The sequence below is a fragment of the Marinifilum fragile JCM 15579 genome (genome assembly GCF_001310955.1).
Lineage (GTDB): Bacteria > Bacteroidota > Bacteroidia > Bacteroidales > Marinifilaceae > Marinifilum > Marinifilum fragile.
The window spans coordinates 29,877-49,352 of record NZ_BAZX01000023.1 but is presented as its reverse complement, the minus strand read 5'-3'; the positions used below and the strand labels follow the sequence as shown (position 1 = coordinate 49,352).

Genomic DNA, 19,476 nt, shown 5'->3' with positions numbered 1-19,476 from the left:
AAGCCATTCTCTTTACTTGTTTAAAACTACTTCTACTCTCTCAATCATTTTAGGGCTAAGGTTTTATTTTAACATTCCCGGAGGAATTCCTCCGGGAATGATGGTTTTTACCATCCAGGGTTTTGTTCTAAATGTGATATATCTATTTCCGTTTGTGGAATAGGCCACAGATAGTGTTTATTAGCATTAAAAGTGCGCTCTCCCCATGAAAGAGTCACCTCTTCTCCTGAGTTTGGATCGGTATATGTAAGTCCTTCAGGTACTCCAGGCATTACATTTTCAGCGATTTTCCATCTGCGAATATCCATAAGACGCAAACCTTCAAAAGCCAATTCCACTCTACGCTCACGACGCAAAATAGTACGCAGTTGTTCCTTGGTTTTGCCAGTAGTAATCAAAGGCATATTTACATCAGGGCGCTGACGCACTTCATTAATAGCATCATAAACTGACTGATCGATATCATCATTCTCTATTTTCGCTTCAGCGTAAGTCAATAATACTTCTGCATATCGAATCAGAATAAAGTGTATGGCTCCATTCCAATAATCTCCATTGTCAACATCATCTTCAGAGATGTATTTCAACCAGTTGTAACCTGTTGCTGTCTTGTTCCATTGTCCTCCTGTTCCATCGGTCAAATCATCGCCTGCAATAATTTCTTTTCCAGGATAAGTTGCTCCGGGAATGGAATTAAAAACACCATCACGCCAGTCATGACCAGGATAAAGAATAGAATGAGTCAAACGAGGATCACGATTTGCGTATGGATTATTCGGATCGAATAATGGCGATACATCGATGGTGTTACCATCAGTACATTCATAGGTATCAACCAATGACTGTAAAGGACAACCACTACTCCAACCTCCTACAGAGTTAGGCCCATAATTCTGCAAAGTGAAATTCCATTGTTTCTCGTGCATTTCCTGCAAATCGAAAATCACCTCTGAATTATTAATCCCCTCATAGGTAAACATTTTCTGATAGCTTGGATATATGGTGTAAACAGCCAAATCCATAACCTCTTTTGCAGCTGCGGCTGCTTCTCCCCATTTTTCCTGGTAAAGCAAGATGCGAGCCTTTAATGATAGTGCAGCACCTTTGGTTACTCGTCCAAGATTATCGCTTGAATATGATATCGGTAGATCTGTTGCAGCTGCAGTAAGGTCTGCAAGAATCGCATCAAGAATTGTTTGCTTTGCTGTTCTTGTGCTTTCAGCAGCTTCATCAGGCGTTAAACTATTCGTTATAAATGGCACATCCCCGAATAGATAAACCAAATCAAAATAGAAGTAGGCTCTAAGAAATTTTGCCTCTGCCAACAAGCGAGCCTTTTTCTCAGCATTTATGTCAGTTACACCATCAGCACCTTCAAATATTCTATTCGCTCTTTGAATTCCTCTGTATCGCTCTCTCCAACGATGTTCCACATACCAGTCGTATGCAGATGCCGTTCCGTCTGCCAAACGGAATCCAGCATTCCATGAATGATGATCCAGAGCATTATCGGTTAAGTTTTCAATGCGCAACAAATCTGTCGAATATCCATAAGTGGTTTCCCAGCTGTTAAAGCCAATTGATGCATAAACAGCATTCACTGCATATACCAAATCTTTCTCTTGCGTAAAGAAGTTTGTTGAAGACACCTGGTCGCTAGGTGAGCGTTCCAGGAAATCTTCGCTACAGCCTGCGAATACAAATAGTAAAGCACAAACCAGACCTATTATATTTTTTTTCATCTGTTAATATTTTTCAAGTTAAACGAATCAATAAAGCACATCTAGAAACGAAGTTGTACTCCCATGGTGTAGGTTGATACCGGAGGATAATAATTTGGTCTTCCGTCATAGGTTTCAGGATCCAACCCTGATTCCACATCTGTTATGGTAAACAGATTGGTTCCTCCAATGTAGAATCTCATCTTATCGATTTTCCATTTCTCCAAAACAGATTTTGGGAGAGAATAACCAATTTGAAGATTTTTCAGTCTTAGGTAAGAAGCATCTCTAAGCCAAAAATCATTATACAAATAGTTGTTCTTGTTCGAAGCAGCTTCTAGCCTAGGAAAGGATGCATCGGGATTATCAGGAGTCCAACGATCTAACACTCTTTTGGTAGTGAAAATCTCATAAGCTGGACCTTCATTTGGCGCTCCGTAAAAATAATTTTCAGCTTTCATGACTCCTTGCATAAAGGCAGAGCAATCAAATCCTTTGTACTCCATGTAAAGGTTAAGACCAACATTATATCGTGGAATGGAAGAACCTATTACTTTACGGTCTTCATCGTTGATTTCACCGTCACCATTTTGATCAACCAATTTAATATCACCCGGCTTTAACTGCGATTGATTTGGTTGGGTCGCATGATTGTCAATCTCTTCCTGCGACTGGAACAAACCATCTGATTCATATCCGTAAAATGCATTCACAGATTCCCCTTCTTTCAATATGGTCCATCCGCTTATGGAAGGTTCGTTCCCTGCAAAATCTACCAACTCATTTTTGACATCAGAGATATTGAAACCTACAGAGTAATTAAAGTCATTAATATTATTTCGGTGTGTTACAGAAACTTCCCATCCGGTATTGCGAACTTTTCCAGCATTGGTTTCTGATGCTCCCAAACCTGTTAAATAGGAAATCGGTAGTACTAGCAATACATCTTTTGTGTCTTTCTGATACCAGTCGGCAACCACCTCCAGCTTATTATTAAATAAGGTCAGATCAAATCCAAAATCAATCAGTTCAGTGGTTTCCCAGGTAATATCAGTATTTGCATAGTACCACTGAGAATATCCATTTACCTCTGCATCGTTGAAATTGTATGGAAAATCGGCATAAACTGTAGAAGTAAATTTATAGTAACCAATATTCTGATTTCCTAGCTGTCCCCAACTTCCTCTCAACTTTAGGTTATCTACAAACTCAAGCGAAGTCATAAAGTCTTCTTCTGACATTCTCCATCCCGCTGAGAAGGACGGAAAAACACCCCACTTGTTTCCTTTTGCAAATCGAGATGAACCATCGTAGCGGATGTTTCCTTCCAGTAAATATTTGCCCTTGTAAGCGTAGTTTACTCTTCCAAGGTAAGAAAGCAATGCCCAATCTTCCTGATACCCTTTGTTGGTTTGTCCTTCGGCATCACCAGTGTTTAGCTCCACATAATCATCACTATAGATATTGGTTCTTTCACCTTTGATTACGTAAGCTTTGTTTTCGGTTACATCGATACCTGTTAACACATGAAAAGAATGATCTCCAAATGTTTTGTTGTAATCCAATAAAGCTTTAAAGTTGATTTCCTGCTGATTCCAACGTCCGTCTTCCAACTTACTTGGTGTCCACCTGTGAACTATTTCATCAGGATTTTCAGGGTTTCTGAAATCATAAGCGGCTTTATATTTTTTGTATCTGTTATTTATGCTTTTGTAGGAAAGATCCGATCTTAATGTTAATCCACTCAACACTTCCAAATCGGCACCAATTTTCAAATTAAGAGCCTCTTTGTTTTCCTCGTTCATTCCTCCTACTTCCAAACATGCCAAGGCGTTGGTATTGTCCTTGTTTAATCCATAAACACCATTTGGATGTTTCAGTACAGTAACTGGAGAGGTACCTACAATTGCTCCAATTGCATCATTCAACCTGTTTGGTCTTTCATTGTCTCTTCGGTTAAAAGATACATCAGCTCGCACTTTGAAATTATCTTTCACCTGAAAGTCTGTATTCAAACGAAAGCCAAAACGCTCCGATTCCACATTCTTCAACATTCCGTCCTGCTTCATGTGATTTAGAGATAATGCAATTTTCGATTTCTCATTCCCACCGCTAATTCGAACAGATTGGTTAAAAACCGGTACGGTTTCAAACAATTCATCGAATAAATTCACATATGGATAATTTATCGGATCGTTTCCTTCAACTGTTTTCTGAATGTACTCCTGCGTGTATTTCGGGTTCATACCTGCATTTACCAAAGATTCGTTCACCAGGTTCAGATAATCTTCGGCACCAACCAATTCAGGCAAGGTTGCTGGGGTTTGCCATCCATAGTATCCATTGTAATCTACCTTGTATCCACCTTCTTTGCCTCGTTTTGTGGTGATAAGAACTACCCCATTGGCAGCTTTTGCACCATAAATCGATGAAGATGCAGCATCTTTCAATATGGATACACTTTCGATATCATTTGGATTCACATCACTCATCGACATTTCAATCCCATCAACTAAAATCAATGGATATGTACTTGCTGATAAGGATCCGATACCACGAATATTGATATTCAAGTCTTCCTCTCCCGGAGCCCCACCACGATCTACAATCGTAACACCTGTTGAAACTCCCTGAAGTGCTTGTCTGGCATCCGTCATAGGTTTCTTCACCATTTCGTCTCCTTTTACGGCAGATACAGAACCGGTAAGGTTGGCTTTCTTCTGAGTGCCATATCCTACCACTACCACTTCGTCTAATCCCATTACATCCTCTTCAAGAGTAACATTAATGGTAGTTTGATTTGCCACAGCAATTTCCTGATTGAGATACCCAATGAAAGTGAATACAAGCACTGCATCCTCCGATACATTCAATTTGTAGTTCCCATCAAAATCAGTAATTGTTCCCGTTGTGGTTCCCTTAATAATGATGTTTACACCAATTAAGGCTTCACCATTTTTATCTACCACCTTACCTACTACCAGTTTTTCCTGGTTTTGTTCTGCAGCTACAAATGTGTGTTCATAACTAGATGAAGCAAATGCCGGAGTGACCATAAGTAATGATGCACTACAACACAAGCCTGCAATCCATGAAAAACTTTTCTTTAGCAAGGTGCTTTGCCTTGCTAAACTTCCTGTGATTTCTTTCATAAATTTTTGGTTAGATTAAATATTAATACAATTGTTTTTCACAAGGGAAGGTGGGAGCATCCCTGGCTCATTTTGCTTGAAGTTTTTCATTCGATATGAATGATTCAAACAAGCAGCAAAGTCAAACTTTGACTTGTCCAAAACAACCTAAAACAGGGCATTTCAGCTTGTAAATGCTGATCAAAAATTTGTACGGAATGACCAATTTGCCTTAAAATCACAGGATTTTAAACAAGAGGAATTCAAAAAAGAAAAATTAGATTAATTCGGCACACTAAAGTGCTTTTTCGGGTGTACAACAAAGCATGTTATAATGTTCTTTGTATTCCGATGGGGCGATGCCAAACTGTTGTTTAAAGCATCGTGTAAAGTAAGAAGGCGAATTGAAGCCTACTTCATAGGCGATTTCATTTACACTTTGTTTCGCCTCAATTAATAATTGTGCGGATTTTCTCAAACGAACGAAACGAATCAGTTCATTGGGCGACAAATCGGTAAATTTCTTCAACTTGCGGTAGAAGTTCGATTTGCTCATTTGTATTGCCAGGTAAAGCTCATTCACGCCAAAAGAATTATCAGAAAGGTTCTCTTCAATAACAAGTAGAGCTTTTTGCATGAACTCATCCTGAGTCCATTCCCTGTAGATTTTATCTTCAGGTGTCTCTGCTTGTTCTTCTTCCTCTTTAATAGATGGAGCCAAGTCTGCTTTTCTTGCCCTCCAATACCAGAAAACAATACCTACCAAAATGATCAGAGTAATTCCCCACAAGCTTAGCGTATAATTCAAGGAGCGCTTGATCTGGAAACTAAATGATTTAAACTTGTCATTCATGATTCCATCTGCATTGATTGCAGCAATATCCAATTGATATGAACCTCTGTCAAGATTGGAAAAATCCAATACATGCTTGTCTCCCGGCAGGTAATTCCAACTTGAATCGGGATGAGAGAACCGATAAGCAAGTCCATTTTCCTCCTGATGATTAAAGGAGTAGTTGTAGACATTAAATATGGATGCATCTTCTTTTTTTCCCTGCCCGACTTCAAACATCGGTTTGGGAAGGTAACTGCATGCCTGTGGATTAATCGAAACCACTCCATCGTTACTTCCCCAATAAAATTCACCTTCCAAACCTTTCAATAGCTTAGCATGATTGAAACTATTCGCTTTTGATCCTCCAGTGATTTGATAGCTGGCAAAAAGTTTGGATTGCGGATCGAATCGATAAATACCCATTCGGGATCCCAACCAAAAATACCCATCTTCATCCTTTCGTATCGATGTAAATTCGATCACCTTTTTTGCAGGATTGTAAAATATAGGCTTTGCATTCAAATTTGACAGAAATGCCACTCCTTTGCCTGTAGCAAGCCAAACCTTACCATCCTTTCCGATGTAAAAGTCCGAAACTTCAGTCCCCATCTCCAATTTTTGTTGATTGAAATAAAGCTCCATTCTATAGGATAAAATCCATCTGTTATTCAAGGAATCCAGGGCAAAATTAATGGAAGGTACAGAATCTAATTTCGAAAAGTTAGCATCATCAAATCCATAAACAAAGGTCCCTTTAGAAGAACAGATATATAATTTTTCATTATAGCGCTTTAAAGCATAGACGTAGTCATTTTTTGCCAAGCCCGCTTCTTTGGAGTACAATTGTCCTGATGCAACTACTTGTGTATTATCACCTGCTACAACCGATGTGGTAATGATTCCCATATGTCTTGTTCCCACATAGAGTTTATTCTTGTACTGCAAGATGGCCTCCACATACAGGTCATTCAAATTCCCGGGAAAAATAGGTACCGATGTTAACCTATCCTTTTTCCGATCCAGATCATACAATCCCTTACCTGAAGTTCCCACCAACTCTCCCCTCATCATTCTGAAAGAGTGCATTGATATAACCTGCTTCAGGCTCTTGATTCTGAATATCACTTTTGTACTTTTTGTAGGTTATCTTTTTTCTATCTATTCTATCCAGTCCCGCTCGATTGGTACCTATCCATACTGCGCCAGAATGATCCTTAAACAGCACATTAATTTGAGCATCGTAAAAGTCATTGAAAATCTCATTGTCCCTATTGATGTACTCCTTTAAAGCGTAGCTTTCACCAACTTTATATACTTGCTGAATAAAATCACCCAAAGTTCCCAAGAGTATTTCATTGTGTTGAGAGATATTCATTGAAGAAAAGGAGCCTTCTATTACAGGTGCCAGCTTATCTCCTTGCATTAACCACAAAGCTTTTTCAGTTAGTATTACAAGCTCTCCCTCATTCAAAAAAGAAATCGCTTTCACCGATTCTTGTTGCAATTCCGGATAAGTTCTAGTCAATGTCAATAAAGAGTCCGAATTCAACTCTACTTCCCAAATTCCACCACCTACTTCTCCCAACAATAATTTTCCTTCAGGAGAAAGCTGTTTGCAAGTAATCGAATGATCAAGTACTTTCAGACCACTCATGTTTTGATCATCAAATTCATAAACTCCTGATTTTGTACAGAAATAAGTTCTGTTAAGAATTTTAAATAGAGTGGTAAGCATCGAAAAATCTCCCGGCACATCAATCTTCTGGTATTGTTTGCTTGACATTGAAAATGTATAATTGCCATTACTTGTTCCCAACAGAAGTTGATCTTTATTGATCTGGTCAATTAGAGTAATGGGATATCCCATTAAAGAATCCGACATAGGATAGGAAGAAAATACAACTCCATTATAAGAACTCAATCCTTCTAAAGTTCCAAACCACATTCCTCCTGTCGAATCCTGGAAAATTGAATAAATGGTGTTGTTAACAATACCATGTTCGGTAGTAAATTTGCTTAACTTTTGAAAATAATTTGTCGCCTGAAGTTGAATACTACAGGCTAAGAGAAATATATAAAAACAAGTTACAATCCTTCTTTGCATCCCAATTGTTTACTAAAACTCAAAGATAGAAAAAACAAGAGTGCTACCCAATCTCCCACATTGTATAGCCACTCTTGCCACGCATCTAAATTTAAAAAACTTGAATCTTTTACTACTAGTTTCAAATGCACATAAACCAAAAATCAACTAGTAATATCTGATCAAAACATTAAGATCGAGACTACCAACCCCAATCTTAATACTTACGTAAAACAAGCAAAAACAAAGGCTTCCTGCTTGCACAATATGACCAAAAAGAAGTATTAACTGACCAAATGATTATATTATTGACAGAAAACTCTTGTTATTAGCTCATCCCTCAATTTTGTTTTACAAAACAGACTTACTCTTTCAACAAAAGATACATTTTCCAAATAGGTAAAGACAGTATTTATGCTATCTATCCCATTTCTTCACGTAATAATGATAAACCCAAGGCTGTGCCTTGAATCTACTTGTAAGCTTTTATTCCTAACTCTTCTAAAAGCACGTTGAATATGTATCGGTATTATACCATCGCATTTTAATAGTTAAATGGTATCACAATAAATGCTACACACAATTCTCTATCCTTGAGGATAAGGCAAAGATGAGGTCAAAAAAAATCCCCCTTTAAAAAGGAGGATTTGCTTCTAAATTAATCTGGATTACAGAAATAATATCTTAATTGAATTTCAATTTATAATGTAGTCCGAATGTGAACCAACGGCCAGGCTGTTGCAGATTACCGATATCATTGTATTTTTCATCCAACAAATTGGTTACACTTGAATACAGTAGCAAATTCTTGTGCTGCCATTGCAATTTTAAATTAAGCAACCAGAAAGGATCATAAGCTACTTCTCCGGTATATTCACCATTCTCGAAATTCATATAGCTACCATTTCGGTCTTGGTAACTCAATTGCCAATTGGCCGACAGATTATTCCATATGCCATGATTCACCGTTAAATCGAACTTATGCTTCAGGTTGTCCAATACATAGTTGGAGTAATACTCTTGACTTCCCTTATCTAGTTTAATGTAGGAGTAATTCAACTTTACTTTTTTAATGAAGATTGATTTTTCAAAAATCTTCTCTGGTGAAATATCAAATCCAGTCTCAATTCCAAAAGAATTTACCTCGGTAAGGTTCTGTGTTTTCCACTTCTCTTCTTCATTTTCTCTTACCCAGTCAATTAAATCCTTACCATTTCGGTAAAAGGTATTGATATGTGCTCTTAAGGCTTTGTTATTGAATTTAAAACCTCCTTCGAAAGTCAAAGACTTTTCTGGCTTTAAATCGGGATTACCAATATTGCTAGGACCATTGTAGTACAAATCGGTAAATGTAGGCATGCGCATGGAAGAATTTACCGACGAATAAATTTTCAACTCATCACTAATCTGGTAAGCGACATCAATTCCTGGATAAATCTTCCAATCAAAATCCAAGTCGGATATCCAATTAAACATGGCACCTACTGAGATGCTCCACTTGTTCAAGTATAAAGAGTGCTCTGCAAAATAGGAAACATGAGAGCGAGAATGAGAACGAGTAAAATAATGACCACTTTCTCCTGGAACTTTAATAGGCTCATCCATTTCTTCCCCTAATACATTACTCCAGATGTTTTCCGATCGGAATTCTGCTCCAAATGAAGTTTTTCCCAAGCTGGAACTAAACCAAGTATTTAAGCCTGCTCCCAATACATCTGTTAAATGATAGTTGTGTGTGGTATACCAACTTGCCGGATTATCGCGAAACAACTCGAAACGATCCTGATGACGGCGCCAGTATAATGATGGTTTAAAGTGTAATTTCTCTCCTGTTTCGTATTGCAGGGATGCAAAAGTAGTTTTGGTTTTTTCGTACTGATTAGGAAACTTTGGTGTATAAAAGCTGTTGGCACCAAATCCTTTTTGTGTATAACCCAATTGCACATCTAACTTTCCAGGTTCACTTTGCAGCTGTCCATGATAAAAAATGTTATGCGTTTCGAAATCGGTATTGTCAATGTATCCATCGGAAGATTTTCGATTTGCGGCTACAAACTGCTTATATTTACCTGTTGCAAAAGCATAACTGGCATTTAAATCCAAAAGGTTGTGCTCCCCATAAGCCAAATCAAGATTCATTTCATTTTCGGTATTTTCACCCGTGATGATATTAATCGCTCCTGAAAATGCATTGGGACCATATACACGTGCTGCGGGTCCTTGCAGGATTTCAACTCTTGAAATGTTTTTCAGACTCACCGGAAGGTTGAAGTTGTGATGTCCGGTTTGAGGATCGGAGATGTTGATGCCATTTAAAAGGATCAATGTTTGATCGAAGGAACCTCCACGAACCGAAATATCGGCCTGAACGCCATGTACACCTCTTTGTCTGACATCAACACTAAGAGCGTATTCCAGCAGTTCCTGTATACTCTGCACAGGGGCAGCCTCAATTTCCTCTCTCTCAATTACGGATACTATCCGCGCCACCTGCGAGTAGGTAACAGGCGATCTTTGGGCACTGACTTTGATCTCATCAAGGTCGTACTGCATGCTTACATCCGATGAAACGCTTTGAGCAAAAACAATTTCGGGACTAACAACAGTTAGGTAAACTACAAGTAGAACTGTAATTTTAACCTGCTTGCTAATAGCCTGAAATAATGAATAGTTTTTACCACCCCAGCGACGGAATGTTAAGGTGCGAGCCCATTGGCTTTGTTTTAACATTACTTTCATTTACTATTTATAATAAGGATGGCAAAAGTAGAAATAAAAATAATCTTAACAGCCTAAACCTACTTTTATTTAGTCTATATTAAGCATTTTCTTTCATTCTGTGTAATCACAATGACAACAAAGCCAGTTAGTGAACAATTAAAAGCTACATTTAATCCTATTGTGAAACTATCCAGGTCAACACATCTTAACATCTCGTAATCAATTACTTTTATTTTCAACACCTCTAATAACTTGAATTAAGTTAAAATTATTTTTGGCAGTTTCATTTTTAATTGTAACTTTTTATGAAAATTAAAAGATCGCTCTCAATTGTTATCAAATTAAACAGGAGAGTAATTAAAAACTATCACTCTAATCGACTTATTAAATTTACTTAAGTAGTATGTCAGAATTAAAAGAGGCTGTTAAGGAGCTGATGCAAGACCTAAACAGCAACGAAGTAGCTATCATTGAAAAACAAGATTTTGATAGTTCATCAGCAAAACTCCTATCCTATGGGAAGATTAAATTAGGAGGCGATGCCATACAGGTATTGTCGAAAAATAATCAACAACTCACAGAACTTCACAACGAATTATTGATCTGTTCAAGCAGAAATCGAAAAGCTGTTTGGGATTTCATTAGCAGATCGCTCCTTTAATATTACTAATAAAACACAAACTATTATGAGTATCAATGTAGAACCTATCAAAAAGGCAATTAATGATGTAGCAACCCTTGAAGTTGCCACTTTAACCAATGCAAATGACAATAAGTTTGATCTTACCAATGGATCGAACGAAAATATTTTTGAAGCCATTCGAAGCAATCTGGCTCAATCTGACCTTGTAGCCTATACTCGTTTTGAACTGGATGGAGATGCAGTAAACTTTGTAAACAACAAGGAAGAGCTTACTGCTTTGGTAGAAGATCATAGCATCCTGGTTGAGTCGGCCCTGGAAACACGCAAAACTCTGTTCAATACCATCTACAAAACGCTAAAAGATGTAATCAAATAACAAACTTTATCATCTGAAGCTGTGAAACAAAAAGTCAAGTATATTTTCTGTACCCTTAAAATTAATCTTAAGGAGAGTCCATTTCAGGCCTCCAGCATTTGGGACGAATTAATGGCACAAAATGCTCTGGAAATTACTCCTTATACAGAAGCCAATGAGGATCAACCTCATGATTCCGGAGGGTATGGAAAATATGTTGTTAGCATTCAAAAGCAATTTGTAAATTTTCTACAATTCATGAGAAAGAAACTGGATAAATCGTAGATCATGTCGATACAAGAAATTTTTAAAAGTGAGTTTTTGAAACCCGAAACAGAGGTAAACTTTACTGCCATCCATAAGCTAGAATGTGAGGAAGTTCTGGATAATTTGGGTTATATCGAACTTGATCGTAACAGCGAAAAGCAAACTGCCACATTGGAGCAATTAAAGGAAGGCATTTCCCTATTCAGGCAGGAATATGAATTGCACAAACAGGATTTCCATAAAGGCATTGATCATTTTGGAACATTTAAAAGTCAATTGCTTTCTGAGGAAGAACTTGACTTCCTGCATGAACTATCCTCTTTGGAAGGGGAATTTGAGCTTCATCAGTACCCACTAAATAAAATTGGGCAAAACCCTATCCTATCGAGAGTTCTTAACTGGCGATTAGGAATTCTTTCCATATTCAATAAAAGTATTACCAATCAATTATCCGATGATCTCACAGAACATATAAATCTGCTAGGATCATGGTGTAACATTTCAGATCATGAACAAATTATTGAACTATTGGGAAACATGGAAGATCTTTCAATAGCGATTGCAAAACAAGACTCCTACCCTAAATCCCGCTATCAGCACCTGATCTATTTTAAAAACTCTTACAAAAAGTTAAAAGATCAAGATGTAAAGTTTACAAGCAACAAGAAAAGATTCGAATCCAGATTAGCATTTATTCCTAAGGAGAGCCAAAACACTTTAAACTTGGTTCAAAAAAAGAAAGTTGAATTTGATAGCTTTGAAAAGGATCAATTGCATCAGCTCATGACTCGTTTGGTACAAATTAGATTGTGGTTATTGGGCAATTATCAGGGCAAGCTCGACAATGACCTTGGCCCTTTAAGCATTACTGGTATTCATTCGCTTATTTCGTATATACACGATAGCTATGGAGGAAAACAGGGATATAAAATGAGTGATTTGTTAATGCGCTTAGGAAATGACAGGTGGGTGTTAAACGTTAGCTATCTTTTTAAGGCTTTGCTCCCTGTACTTGTTAGGATGGAAAGTGATAAGAAGATGGAAACCATATCGGAAGAGTTTAGCACCATTATTAACAAATTGGAAAAGGAAGAAGATAAAAAAAATGTATTGAAAGTGATTGATCAACAAATAAAAGACGAGTTTAAATCTCCTACGAATTTAAAATCCAAAACAAGAGGAGGCAAAAGATTACTTCGCTCAATTGGCCAATTTTTCAAACGCATTGGTGATTTTATCAAAGATGGAATTAAATGGGTTATCCAATCGATTAAAAACCTGTTTAAATGGTTTAAAAATGGAATTAAGATATTATTGCGAGAGTTAAAAAAGGCATTTCATATGGCCAAAACAGCCTTGTCTTTTTTCTTTTCAAAGAGAATTGTAAAATCCCAAAACACGAGCAGTCAACTGATCACTGATTACGATTTTAACTTCGACAGTTTAACCACAGTTATTGGAACAGACAAGGAATTAATTGAGGAACACATCCGCAAAAACAGGTGGATTACCAATGCACTTGAAGAAGTATCTGAATTTTTAGGTACGGTTATTTCTATTGCCATTAAAATTGCAAAAGGACCAATCGGCTGGATTCAGCTAGGTATAGACTTAATAAAATATCTTGCCGATAATAAATTTCAGTACAACAGGTTGTCTCTTGATTTGGATCACTAATTTGGATTCCTGATATCCGATAAAATTAAAGGTATATTCTAATAAAAAGGTCAGAGCGATTTCATTAAATACATTGAATCTTTTACACACTCATTCTATACCCTATTAATGAAATCGCTCTGTTGAAGACTAACCCTAATTTTTAACACACATATATAAATAGTCTTCGTTGCAAAGAATTAATAAGTTACGAATTTTACACGTAAAATGCTAGTTTAAACTACAGGCTTACAAACATCAAGAAAATTGAGCTCTCACAGGATTAATACGTACTTTTTTACCCCTAAAAAGAAGTAATGTAGCACATGATGATAGCATTTATTAATGTCAGAATTAAAATTCCTAATATATATCCCGAAGAAGATTTATTAAATATTGGCAAGTTCATTCGATAGGTTTGGAAATGTGTGAGAAACGAATGACATATGTTTTTAGTACTGTCAATCGAAATAACCTCATAATTTAAGTGAAATTATGAAAATCAGCTAATTCTTGAAAACAGATATTCTAGTATTACTAAGAATAACAACCATGCTGGACTTTATGGTAAAACTCAAAAAGCTAGAAGTGCTCCTTGAGTTTATATATGAGGTTATAGTTAGATTCAAACCATGAGAATAAAGAGGGGCCTTCTCTTGGATTTTTTTAAGATGTGTGCGAATATCGAGAAGGCCCTCTAACCTCCAACTAAATATTGCCTAATAGAATTAGTAAGCTATGATTTACATATGTTTAGATCATACTCTTACATATTTCCATCGCCTCTTTATTAATTATTTTTTGCTCCACGTTTAATCCACTCCAGAATCAAATCCTCTTCTTTTTGTGTAATAAAACCAGCATGCCCCCCCTTCAATTGTTTAATAATACGACTATCCTCAGGCGAATCAGTATCCACATAGTTTCCATTAAGCAAAGAATTGTATGCCATTGACTCTCTCAAATCAGGATCACGATTCTCATTATGACAGGTCCAACAATCCTGATCTTTAAAAATGGGTTGAATAAGAGCACTAAAACTTAACACTTCGGGTATCGTTGTAAACTGCCATTCAAAATTACTCGCCAATGCGTTACCTTCAAGATCCTTAACATCACTGGTAAGCGTGCAAGTGTATACAGTCTCATACATCCATTCCACATCAGGAATAAACTTTGCAACTTTAGCTTCATAGGTAATACTTCCACCAACAACTGTTTCTCCTGTTTTCACAATAAATGACTTATTATTAAGCGTTTCCGGATCAACCTCTTCATCAAAATACACCAAAATTTCAATGTTTGTAAAAACTGAAATTTCCATATCAACAGGAATACTCTTTTTAATTTGGGGAGCAACCATATCCGGCTCCTCTCCTGAAGTAAAGCCCCAATGATAATCATTAGCCATTACCTCACCATTTATACCCTGCACATCAGTAGTTATAGTACATTCATATGCTTGTTCTCCATCTAATTGCTGTGAAGGCTTAAAAACAGCTTTATTTCCAACACTGCTAATTTTACCATAAACAGGATATTGCCCCTTTTTTACCAGAAAACTATTTTCATTTACTGAGCTAACATCCAACTCTTCACTAAAGCGAATCATTATTTCTGAAAAAACATCTATTCCTGTTGCACCATCAGAAATATTAGTTGATACAACATTAAGCGGATTACTTGTACTCTCATCCTTTTGACAACTAGAAACAAGGAGTAGGATTACAATCACAAACAGATTAGAAAAACTCTTTAAAATTTTAATATACTTACTCAGTACATTACCATTGGCGCATATCATAATTGATTTCATATCGTCCTTATTTTTAATCTTATTTCCAATTTACCAAGATGTTCATTTATGAAATCTATTTCTAATACTCACGAGAATCTGTTTTCTGTCCTATTTCTCTTCTTCCCTTTTTGTTTAGGCGCTTAAACTGAAGATATTGCAGTACTAAACCACCAATTAAATAAATCGGAAGAGTATACAATTGTTTCCATGTTATTAGCTCATCATTGTTTTCAACCACGAACATAGTAACGCCAACAAACATGATCACACCCCAAATCAATCCCGGATAAATCCATGTTTTTAATCCAAAACTCGTATCGAACATTTTTTTTATAATTGAGATTTTTAAAACCCCTCCCGCTTAAATACAATTATATACATAAGCAGAAGGGTATTCAAACGTCTAATTAATCCTCATCATCGCTATAATTCAACCCAAAACACATATACATTTCTGGATCTTCATTACTTACCAGATAATAAGATGATCCATATTCCTTTAGCTCAATAGGAACAATGGTCCATCCCTTAGGACTGGCTACTATATCTAAAATAGCCTGTCCTTTCTCTGTAGACATTAATCCTTCAATATATTCCAAATCAACAAATGGTCCAGACCACTCCGTTTGATAGCCAAGAAATTCCATTTCTACAACATCCTCAGTTTTCTTTTTGTAAGAAACTGCGATCTTTAAGGTAGTCCAATCGGCAAAATTTATTTTGAAAGTACTAGGTCCCCAAGAAGCTACATAAGGATCTGTCGAAAAATAATTGAATGCAGCATCTGGATAAATCCCATCAATCAAATTGGCTAATTTAGGACTAACTATCTTCGCATCACCACCAAATGTTTTGGGGCCAAAAAACTTATCGGTCATCCCCTCAATATGAGCAGGACAATCTGCTTCATATTTAAAAGTTCCTGTAACTCCAGCATCCGTTACAACGAACTGATTCTTTGCTTCATCATATTTAAAAGATTTAACCCCAATACCGTTCAACACTACAGGATGATGAAATTCAAAACCTTCATGAGTATAGTTGATTGGCATCAGCTCATGCTTTACTTCTCCTTTATCTACATAGTTAAGAAATGCAATAATCTTATCTCCACTATATACCATATTTACTTTGGTATCCCAACCTTCAACGGATAAGTTGAAGTAAAAAGGCACCACTACCTGCTCATCAGCTCTTTCAAGATGTTTCGTATGTTTGGCGTATTCTCTTAGCTGAGTTGTCGTTTGGGCAGTAGCTCTAACCAACACCATTGGATCTCCACTCACTCTTTCTTCAAGATACAAAGTGTCACCATCCACTGATTTTTTAGTCATGCTAAACTCCAGTTCACCGCCAAATCCTTTACCTGGTTCCCCAATTTCCGGATCAGTCATCTTCGAGAATTTGCTATAGGTGTCGAAAATCAAAACTGGCTTTTCGAACATCTTCACAGAATATTCCGATTCATCTGGAAAATCATAATAATCCCAATTCATATTTACGACACCTGTCTCATCAAATATAAAATGAAAGGTATATGATCCTAATTTTGTTGGATTAGGATAGTAATGGGTCAGCCATCCATGTTCTGATGAGGTTAAAGCATCTTTAAACTCTTTAACAGCTATAGCAGCTCTTTCATCTGGTGCAAGATCAAACTCACTTTCAAAATCGTTGTCACATGCCGTAAACAAAACAAGCATGGAACATATTATATTTAAATGTATTTTTCTCATAACTCTCTTGTTTTTCTATGAATTAATTACTCAATTCGTCTAAAACCGCGGCAATATCCGCCTGCAATTTATAGATGTCAATCTTCCAGATCTGCAACATGTAATCTGCAATCATTTTCTCCTTCTCACGAATTTTAATCCTAGCTAATTTTGACGCATCTTCATCTGTATAATAGTTTTCATCATACACTTTGATCTTATCAATCAATTCATTCCAATCCTCATTGCTTCGGGTTAGGAATTCAGATAACATTTCCACAAAATCTTCATCAGGATTCAACAGAGAATAAGCAGTAATAAATCCCATTCCTCTGGCCTCAGAATCACCAAAATTCATCCAGTTAGATGTATAACCGGTTGTGAGTTTCTTGTACTCCACAGGATATGCTATGGTCTGATGAAGAATATGACCAAACTCGTGATGCATCGTTTTAAATACTCGAAGAATGGGCTCCATTGCCCTGCGTTTCTCCCAACTATTTAGGCCTGACAGATCAAAGTCAATGTAATTCAGGTCGAAAATGGTAATCTTTCTTCCTCCTTCAGCTTGACCCAACACGATACCTCCATTATCTTCATAATTGTGGCTTCCTACCAATACCATTTGCTTGGGAATATAGGCTTTCATAAAATCTTCGCCTCCATTCTTTGCATACGGATCGACCCAAATTTCCTTCATTTTCTCCAAGAAAGGAATTACACGGTCCAATGTTGTTGGGGTTAAAATTTTTGTGTTGTCCAACTCCGAGTTGTCCCACTTGTATTTCACTTCTACATTGTAGGGGTAGGTATAATTTTCTCTGATCCATTCATCCACTTCGTTCAGTTCTGGCGTAGAGGTATCAATTAACGATTCTCCCAAGTCATCATCACTGCTACACGCCCCTAAAAACAGGAGTCCCAACATTAGAAAACATATATATTTTTTCATCTCTTAAATTTTATTTGATTATTCATTCTCCATTTTAGTTCCAATAACTCCATAAGGAGAAAATAACTCATTTCTTTCCTTTTTTATCTAGGGTTTGCCTGCAAACCAATAGCTATCGCCTGTTCAGGAATTTGAATCACTCTGCGATTATCATCCTTTGATAAGGTAATTGAGCTACCGTCAATAATATCATGAGTAATTTCAATGTTGAATCGCTTCACATCGAACCATCTCATTCCTTCATGAACAAACTCACGACGACGCAAATCCAACACATACCATAGGTAGTATTTCTGTCCCTCTTCAATGGTATAGTATGGAGCCAATTCAGGTCCATCAGCCATTTCATATTCCTTCTGTATTTTCTCAAGCGTAACTTTGTTTTCTGGATTATAGGATCTTACTCTTTTTTTCAGGTAGCTATCCAAATCCTCCAATACCGATGCATAATCCTTTTTCATTGCATAGGCTTCAGCTCTATTAAACAGCACTTCTTCAGTGGTAAAAAGTGGAGCAACCATATTGGCAAGCCCCTGATCAGGATTATTATCATGACTTTCAATTCTGCCCTTTAATTTTGGGATAAAGCCCAACAGTTGAGAACCTGCAGCATACAAAACTTTGTCACCAATCACCATTTCGAAGCGCATTGCATCTGTTATTGGATCTTTTCCAAACAACTCCTGGATTTTTAGGGATGAAAGAGAATATCGAAAAACAACAGCACCATTCCCCCAATTGGAATATCCTCTGGCCAACATGATATTGGAAGCTTCTTCGGCTTTTGTATACTGTGCCCAAAGTTCGCTTGCTTCATAGGTAAGATATTTTCCGTTCCAGTCTCTCAATTTACTTGACGGATCACTACCCAAAACCATATCAGAATGCTCAATTACTTTGTCCCAATCACCTTTGAACAAATAGAATCGCGATGCAAAGGCATGAAGTGCGGCTTGTGTAAAGTGATATTTACCAACAGCATAGCTATCATCTCTAATCAGCTTATCTGCTTCCTCGATATCAGCCTCAATTCTATCGTATATGGTTTTTACAGTGGCTCTCTTGTAATCTTTGAATACTACTTTCTCTGGTGCTTCAACAAAAGGCACTCCCAAATCATTCTCTGCTGTAGCAGGATTGTAATGCTTTGCAAACAAATTCACCAACATAAAATGTGCATAGGCACGTGCGGCAAGAGCCTCTCCCTTTTGGGCAGTGTAATTTTCTTCATCCGAAGCCTTTTCAATCGCATCTAAAGCGTGATTGGCTGCAGCAATCGCAGCATAACAAGCATTCCAATACATTGTAGGTGTATCGTACTGCGAAGAAGCAGCATCCTCCCAATAGTAAGCATTTTCATTTGGGATATATTCTGCGACATATTGTCCAATTCCTTTATCACCAGCATTATCAGACATTACTTCTGCAAATCCATGATAGAAAGCTTCTGGGTATGCAGATACCAATAATTCACTCACTGCTTCAGGTGAATCCAAAATAGTCCTGTTATCAGGTGTTTCATCTAAATAGTCATTGCATGAAGATAAGATGGTCATCCCCAAAAAGACTAAGGCTATATTTTTAATTTTTTTCATTGTC

General features: G+C 36.9%; 14 protein-coding genes. 4 read left to right on the top strand and 10 right to left on the bottom strand.

Annotated elements, in window-relative coordinates:
* Window positions 1-107: 107 nt before the first annotated feature.
* The 5 genes from JCM15579_RS15065 to JCM15579_RS15045 all read right to left on the bottom strand — a co-directional run bounded on the left by JCM15579_RS15065 (window position 108) and on the right by JCM15579_RS15045 (window position 10,500).
* Window positions 108-1,742 (bottom strand): RagB/SusD family nutrient uptake outer membrane protein, encoded by a 1,635-nt coding sequence (locus JCM15579_RS15065; protein WP_054721267.1) that lies wholly within the window; start codon window positions 1,740-1,742, stop codon window positions 108-110.
* Window positions 1,743-1,783: 41 nt separating this feature from the next.
* The gene (locus tag JCM15579_RS15060; RefSeq protein ID WP_054721266.1) at window positions 1,784-4,873 is read right to left on the bottom strand and encodes a SusC/RagA family TonB-linked outer membrane protein; all 3,090 of its coding nucleotides are present in this window, start codon (window positions 4,871-4,873) and stop codon (window positions 1,784-1,786) included.
* A gap of 274 nt (window positions 4,874-5,147) precedes the next feature.
* Window positions 5,148-6,812, bottom strand: a complete 1,665-nt coding sequence (locus JCM15579_RS15055) for a helix-turn-helix domain-containing protein (protein WP_157471502.1) — start codon at window positions 6,810-6,812, stop codon at window positions 5,148-5,150.
* Window positions 6,724-7,791, bottom strand: coding sequence for a two-component regulator propeller domain-containing protein (locus JCM15579_RS15050; protein ID WP_054721264.1), 1,068 nt, complete (start codon window positions 7,789-7,791; stop codon window positions 6,724-6,726). The genes JCM15579_RS15055 and JCM15579_RS15050 overlap by 89 nt, the downstream gene beginning before the upstream one ends.
* Window positions 7,792-8,454: 663 nt before the next feature.
* Complete coding sequence (locus JCM15579_RS15045) at window positions 8,455-10,500, bottom strand: TonB-dependent receptor plug domain-containing protein (RefSeq protein WP_172677447.1); 2,046 nt, start codon at window positions 10,498-10,500, stop codon at window positions 8,455-8,457.
* A gap of 394 nt (window positions 10,501-10,894) precedes the next feature.
* On the opposite strand from JCM15579_RS15045, the gene JCM15579_RS15040 reads away from it, so the two are divergent.
* Genes JCM15579_RS15040 through JCM15579_RS15025 form a run of 4 tightly spaced genes read left to right on the top strand, consistent with a single transcriptional unit; the run spans window position 10,895 to window position 13,433 of the window.
* Window positions 10,895-11,152, top strand: coding sequence for a hypothetical protein (locus JCM15579_RS15040; protein ID WP_054721262.1), 258 nt, complete (start codon window positions 10,895-10,897; stop codon window positions 11,150-11,152).
* Window positions 11,153-11,177: 25 nt separating this feature from the next.
* Complete coding sequence (locus tag JCM15579_RS15035; RefSeq protein WP_054721261.1) at window positions 11,178-11,510, top strand: hypothetical protein; 333 nt, start codon at window positions 11,178-11,180, stop codon at window positions 11,508-11,510.
* 21 nt (window positions 11,511-11,531) lie between these two features.
* Entirely contained in the window at window positions 11,532-11,774 is a 243-nt protein-coding gene (locus JCM15579_RS15030) for a hypothetical protein (RefSeq protein ID WP_054721260.1), read from the top strand.
* Between the two features lie 3 nt (window positions 11,775-11,777).
* On the top strand, window positions 11,778-13,433 hold the full coding sequence (locus tag JCM15579_RS15025; RefSeq protein ID WP_054721259.1) for a hypothetical protein: 1,656 nt from the start codon (window positions 11,778-11,780) through the stop codon (window positions 13,431-13,433).
* A gap of 769 nt (window positions 13,434-14,202) precedes the next feature.
* Here JCM15579_RS15025 and JCM15579_RS15020 read toward each other — a convergent pair.
* The 5 genes from JCM15579_RS15020 to JCM15579_RS15000 form a co-directional block, all read right to left on the bottom strand.
* Window positions 14,203-15,228: an Ig-like domain-containing domain gene (locus JCM15579_RS15020; protein ID WP_054721258.1), complete on the bottom strand. Its 1,026-nt coding sequence runs from the start codon at window positions 15,226-15,228 to the stop codon at window positions 14,203-14,205.
* A gap of 61 nt (window positions 15,229-15,289) precedes the next feature.
* Entirely contained in the window at window positions 15,290-15,535 is a 246-nt protein-coding gene (locus JCM15579_RS15015; RefSeq protein WP_054721257.1) for a hypothetical protein, read from the bottom strand.
* An 82-nt stretch (window positions 15,536-15,617) separates the two neighbouring features.
* The gene (locus tag JCM15579_RS15010; protein ID WP_083464707.1) at window positions 15,618-16,946 is read right to left on the bottom strand and encodes a DUF4302 domain-containing protein; all 1,329 of its coding nucleotides are present in this window, start codon (window positions 16,944-16,946) and stop codon (window positions 15,618-15,620) included.
* A gap of 22 nt (window positions 16,947-16,968) precedes the next feature.
* On the bottom strand, window positions 16,969-17,877 hold the full coding sequence (locus JCM15579_RS15005) for a zinc-binding metallopeptidase (protein WP_083464706.1): 909 nt from the start codon (window positions 17,875-17,877) through the stop codon (window positions 16,969-16,971).
* A gap of 83 nt (window positions 17,878-17,960) precedes the next feature.
* A complete protein-coding gene (locus JCM15579_RS15000) occupies window positions 17,961-19,472 on the bottom strand; it encodes a RagB/SusD family nutrient uptake outer membrane protein (RefSeq protein WP_083464705.1) in 1,512 nt (503 codons plus the stop codon).
* Window positions 19,473-19,476 lie beyond the last annotated feature (4 nt).